This is a genomic window from Mesorhizobium intechi (assembly GCF_002879535.1).
Taxonomy (GTDB): domain Bacteria; phylum Pseudomonadota; class Alphaproteobacteria; order Rhizobiales; family Rhizobiaceae; genus Mesorhizobium; species Mesorhizobium intechi.
The window spans coordinates 1-5,423 of the sequence record NZ_PNOT02000331.1 but is presented as its reverse complement, the minus strand read 5'-3'; the positions used below and the strand labels follow the sequence as shown (position 1 = coordinate 5,423).

Sequence of the window (5,423 nt, the reverse complement as noted above, 5' to 3'; positions counted from 1 at the left end):
GGAGTCAGTACCGGATAGACTACACCGCGGCGCCGCAGGGCCGTCGCATTTGACGCCGGTATCCTCGATGCGCAGTTTCTGGGGGCTGATGAAGGCCTACTGGTTCTCCGAGCGCTGGAAGGAAGCCTGGACGCTCACCATCGTCATCGCGCTGCTGACGGGGCTTTCCAGCAAGGCGGGCGTCTGGTTTGCCCTGGCATTGGGCGAGTTGGGCAATTCGATAGCCTTCTTTCACGACGCGGCCAACACCAGCCCGCTGCAGGCAATTCTGACCAATGCTGGCGTATTGGTTCTGTTGGTTGTGCTCAAGGATGCCGGCTTCACCGGCGTGCGTGGTCTTGTTTCGGCAACCCTGCACCGAAAGTGGCGTGGTTGGCTGAATACCCAGTTCAACAAGGCTCTGCTCGACGGCAATCACACCCACTTCCATGCTCAGCATGGTTCGGCGGCCGGCGGTATCGTCGCGCCCGACAACATCGACCAGCGCATCCAGGAATCGATCAAGGACATGACGGGCGGGGCGATCGGTCTCGCCATGGGAGTTCTGGGTGTCGCGACCTCGCTCTATTTTATCGGCGAGAATCTGATCGGATCCTCGGTTGAGGTCAAAGGACTGGAGTTCCTCGGCAGTTATGGCAGCGCCGCGCTGGCCTTCCTCGCCGTCGCCATTTACGTGCCGCTGAACACTTGGATTGCGGTCAAGCTTGGCCGCTTACTCGAGCGGCTCAATATCCGCATGCAGCAGGCCGAGGGCAGCTACCGCAGTGAACTGACGACGTTCCTGCGCCGCAGCTTCCATGTCGCCGCCTCGAATGGCGAAGATGTGCAAAAGTCGATGCACGACAAGCTCTACGTCGATATCGACAAGACCTGGGGCAAGCTCAATGTCGTCAACAACAGCTACACGTCGTTCGAGCTGATCTACAACTTCCTCGGCGCCCGGATCGTCGCCTATGGTCCCGGTCTGGTGTCCTTCATACACAATCGCTTGGACTACAAGGGCTACATAACCGGCTCCGAAATGGTCGCTCAGCTGATCAGCCAGTGCTCGTGGTTCATTCATGTCATGCCCGCCATCGCCACGCTGCGCGCCAACAGCCAGCGTGTCACGGAACTGGCGAACGCGATCGAGAACGTCCAGCATCCGCAAGCGTTCTACAGCCAGACCGGTCAGTCCGACTTCCACTATGCCAGCCAGAACCCGGTTTTCGGGCTGACCATCCAGAAGCTCGAACTGGCGCATCAGGGCGAGGACGCGACACCGTTCCTCAGCGCCGCCAATTTGCGCTTCCGGCGCGGCGAATGGACGTTCCTCAAAGGCGAATCGGGCTGCGGCAAGACTTCGCTGATCAAGGCAATCAACGCCCTCTGGCCTTATGGCCGCGGAACCATCGTCTTCCCCGACGGGGTGAGGAGTTTCTATGCCGCCCAGGAGGTCAAGCTCCAGCAGGTCTCGCTGAAACAGCTGGTCTGCCTGCCGGGCTCCGAGCATGACCACGGCGATGCGCAGGTCGCGTCCGCGCTGCACAAAGCCGGCCTTGGCGACTTCATCGAGCATATGGCCAATCAAAGCCGTGAAGGCAAAAGCTGGGATCAGGTCCTGTCGGGCGGCCAGAAGCAGAAGCTGGTGGTGGCCCGCATCATCCTGCAGCAGCCGGGGCTGCTGTTCCTTGACGAGGCGACCGGCGCCCTTGACCCGGAAGGCAAGATTGCCTTCCACCAGGCGATCAAGGACAACTGCCCCGATGTCACGGTGATCAGCGTGATGCACGAAGCGGTGGCGCCACGATCGGCTGCCGGCACCGAGTTCTACCATTCGATCGTGTTGATCGCCGACGGCGTCGCCACCAAGAAGCCGATGGTTCCAACCCTGCCGGTCGAACTCACCACGATCTTGACCCAGCCACGGCCGGTCGAGGACAAATGGCTGCGTTTCTCGCGCCGGCTTAAGCAGAAATAACGGCGATTTTACCGTGACTTGCCGGCAGTGCTGCGGTCGGCGATCACAGTATCGCGAGCGGAGCCATCAGGCGCCGTTTTCCCCACTCACCGCGATTGACTCGGCAAGGCGCGCTCCTATGTTGCGCTGGCTTGCTGACAGTCAAACGCGAACACGCAAGCGGAAAGGTCACCGCGCCATGCCTGGCGACAGTATTAGTCGAACGCAACCGCCGTCCGCCTAGACGTGACCTGAGTGGTTCATGTCCTGCCGGACGGCAAGGAGTGAACCATGAACGATTTTTCCCCCGTGGCGGACGACGAGGCCGTCGCCATCGCCCGCATCCTTGCAAACGACCACGTCGCCGACGTAGTCGAGGCGCTCAACCATGAATCGCGCGAAACCGCGACGGATCTGCTTTGCGCGGTACCCTTCGAGCGGCTGGTCGAGATCTTCGACCAGCCGGAACTCGATGGCGCGCCCGAACTCGCCGAGGCCCTGCCCCGGGCCAAGGCAAGCAAGCTGCTGACCGCCATGTCGGTCGACCGTGCGGCCGACATACTGCGCGAGCTTGATGAGCCGGCACGCTCCGAACTGCTCGGCGCACTGGCGCCGCCGCTGCGCGCCACCCTGCTGTCCATTCTGGGCTATCCAGAAGGCAGCGCCGCATCGATCATGACGACCGAATTCGTCAGCGTTCCCTCGGACTGGACCGTCGGGCGCACGCTGGACTATATCCGCAAGGTCGAGAGGACGCGCGAAACTGTCTACGCGATCTACATCGTCGATCCGCAAACGCACCTCCTGGTGCGGTCGACCGGCCTGCGCCGGCTCATCACCGGTGAGCCGGACGACCCGATCCTGTCGGTGGCGCCGGACCGTGTGCCGGTGACGGTCACCCCGCTGACCGATCGTGAAACGCTGGCGCAGACGATCTCCAAATACGACCTGCTCGCCTTGCCGGTCGTCGACCACGGCAAGATCCTCGGCATCGTCACCATCGACGACATCATCGACACGATGATCGAGGAAACGACGGAGGATGTGCATCGCTTCGGCGGCATGGAAGCCCTCGATGAGCCCTACATGAAGATGAGCTTCCTCGCCATGATTCAGAAGCGCGGCGGCTGGCTGTGCGCGCTGTTCCTCAGCGAGATGCTGACGGCGAATGCCATGCAGAGCTACGAAGGCGAGCTGGAAAAGGCGATCGTGCTCACCCTCTTTATTCCGCTGATCATGAGTTCCGGCGGCAATTCCGGTTCGCAGGCGACCTCGCTGGTCATCCGGGCGCTGGCGCTGCGCGAGATTGGGCTGAGCGACTGGTGGCGGGTTGCCTTGCGCGAACTGCCGACCGGCTTTGTGCTGGGATCGATCCTTGGCGTGGTCGGCGTTTGCCGCATCACGCTGTGGCAGTATTTCGGTTTCTACGATTACGGTCCGCACTGGCCGCTGATTGCCGCGACGGTTGGCGCGGCACTGGTCGGCATCGTCACCTTTGGTTCGCTTTCTGGATCGATGCTGCCCTTCGCGCTAAAACGGGTCGGCTTCGACCCCGCCAGCGCATCGGCGCCGTTTGTCGCCACACTGGTCGATGTCACCGGGCTGGTGATCTATTTCTCGGTGGCGCTGGTCATCTTGCGCGGCACGCTGCTGTAGCCGCTGTCTCCGCCGCTGGCCATGGCCGGCGGCGGCTTCCGCCTCTCAGACTGCTGCGTTAGATGGTTCCGTCGACCTTCATGGAGCAAGCCGCGCGCGTCACTGGACGCGCTGGCCGTCCTTCACGCGGTAGGTCGGTTTGTACATGGTGACGAGTTCCTCCGCCGCGGTCGGGTGCACGGCCATTGTGCGGTCGAAATCATCCTTGGTCACGCCGGCCTTGAGCGGAATGCCGAGCAGCTGCGCCATTTCACCGGCATCCGGCCCCAATACGTGGGCGCCGAGCACTTTGCGGGAGGCGCCGTCAACCACCAGCTTCATCAGCATCTTCTCGTCTCGGCCCGAAAGCGTATGCCGCATCGGCCGGAAGCTGGCGCGGTAGATTTCGACATCGGCGAAACGCTTGACGGCTTCGTCTTCCGACAGGCCGACAGTGCCAATTTCCGGCTGCGAGAAGACCGCGGTCGCGATTGTGTCGTGGTCGGGCGCGGTCGGGTTGCCCTTGAAGGCCGTCTCGACAAAGCACATTGCTTCGTGGATCGCCACCGGTGTCAGCTGCACGCGGTTGGTGACGTCGCCGATCGCCCAGATATTGTCAATGTTGGTGCGGGAATACTCGTCGACCTTGATCGCGCCGGCCTGGGTCATCTCGAGACCGATGCCTTCCAGGCCCATATTCTGGGTGTTGGGGATGCGTCCGATGGCCAGCATGACCTGATCCACCGTCAGCGTCTGGCCGGTGGTGAGAAGGGCATCGAGCCGGCCGTCCGGCCGCTTGCGGATCGACTCCGATACGGCATGGCAGAGGATCCTTATCCCCTTCTTTTCCATGGTCTCGTGCAGCGTGCGGCGCAGATCCATGTCGAAGCGGCTGAGGATCTCCTTGCCGCGATAGACCAGCGTGGTGTCGACACCGAGCCCGTGAAAGATGTTGGCGAACTCGACCGCGATATAGCCGCCGCCCTCGATCATGATCGCCTTCGGCAGTTCCTTGAGGTCGAAAGCCTCGTTGGAAAAGATGCAATGCTCATGACCGGGAAGCGCTGGGTGGGCCGCCGGCCGGCCACCGGTGGCGATCAGGATCTGGTCGGCGGTGACGGTGCGGTCGTCGTCCAGGAGATGCACCACATGCGGGTCGACGATCATCGCCCGCGAATGGAAGGTCTCGCCGCCGGCGCCTTCGACATTCTTCTTGTAGATCGCCTCCAGCCGGCTGATCTCGCGGTCCTTGTTGGCCACCAGCGTCCGCCAGTTGAAACTGGCTTCAGGCACCGTCCAGCCATAGCCGGCGGCATCGGCAAAATGCTCGGGAAATTGCGAGGCGTAGACATAGAGTTTTTTCGGCACGCAGCCCCGGATCACGCAGGTACCGCCAAAACGATATTCCTCGGCGATGCCGACGCGCTTGCCGAGTGCGGCGGCAACGCGCGCCGCCCTCACCCCGCCGGAGCCGCCGCCGATGACGAAAAGATCGTAGTCATAACCGGCCATGAGGCGGCTCCTTGAACGTCGGAAATGTGAGTGACAGGTAGGCGGCCCAAGGCCAAAAGAAAAGCCCGGACAAGCCGGGCTTCACAGATGGCCGCAAGGCCGCATTGGAGAACGCAGGATCAGTTCTGCGTGCCGTCGGCGGGAGCAGCACCATCCGCCGGAGCAGCGCCATCCGCCGGTGCAGCGCCATCCGCCGGAGCCGCATTGTCGGCCGGAGCAGTACCATCAGCGGGCGCAGGGGCGGCCTTCGCCTTTGCCTTGGCGGCCGCGGCCAGCGTCTCGCCGACCTGCTGGGCGAGGTCGCGGCCGAGTCCGTTCTGCCAGATGTCGGCAGCCT

3 protein-coding genes and 1 pseudogene are annotated in these 5,423 nt (G+C 62.8%); 2 read left to right on the top strand and 2 right to left on the bottom strand.

All coding sequences use genetic code 11. The features are described from left to right. Positions 1–67: 67 nt before the first annotated feature. Together C1D09_RS28320 and mgtE are read left to right on the top strand one after the other, a co-directional pair. Positions 68–1,960: an ABC transporter ATP-binding protein/permease gene (locus tag C1D09_RS28320; protein WP_143977305.1), complete on the top strand. Its 1,893-nt coding sequence runs from the start codon at positions 68–70 to the stop codon at positions 1,958–1,960. Positions 1,961–2,230: 270 nt separating this feature from the next. Then, the gene (mgtE, locus tag C1D09_RS28315; RefSeq protein WP_143977304.1) at positions 2,231–3,595 is read left to right on the top strand and encodes a magnesium transporter; all 1,365 of its coding nucleotides are present in this window, start codon (positions 2,231–2,233) and stop codon (positions 3,593–3,595) included. A 99-nt stretch (positions 3,596–3,694) separates the two neighbouring features. Here the strand turns inward: mgtE and gor are convergent, their stop codons facing one another. Together gor and C1D09_RS28305 are read right to left on the bottom strand one after the other, a co-directional pair. After that, positions 3,695–5,086, bottom strand: a complete 1,392-nt coding sequence (gene gor, locus C1D09_RS28310; RefSeq protein WP_143977303.1) for a glutathione-disulfide reductase — start codon at positions 5,084–5,086, stop codon at positions 3,695–3,697. Between the two features lie 119 nt (positions 5,087–5,205). Continuing rightward, positions 5,206–5,423: pseudogene (locus C1D09_RS28305) on the bottom strand (DUF2059 domain-containing protein); the annotation flags it as partial.

Coding starts and splice junctions, on each gene's coding strand:
- gor (WP_143977303.1), bottom strand. CDS start 5,086: ATGGCCGGTTATGACTACGATCTTTTCGTCATCGGCGGCGGCTCCGGC.
- mgtE (WP_143977304.1), top strand. CDS start 2,231: ATGAACGATTTTTCCCCCGTGGCGGACGACGAGGCCGTCGCCATCGCC.
- C1D09_RS28320 (WP_143977305.1), top strand. CDS start 68: ATGCGCAGTTTCTGGGGGCTGATGAAGGCCTACTGGTTCTCCGAGCGC.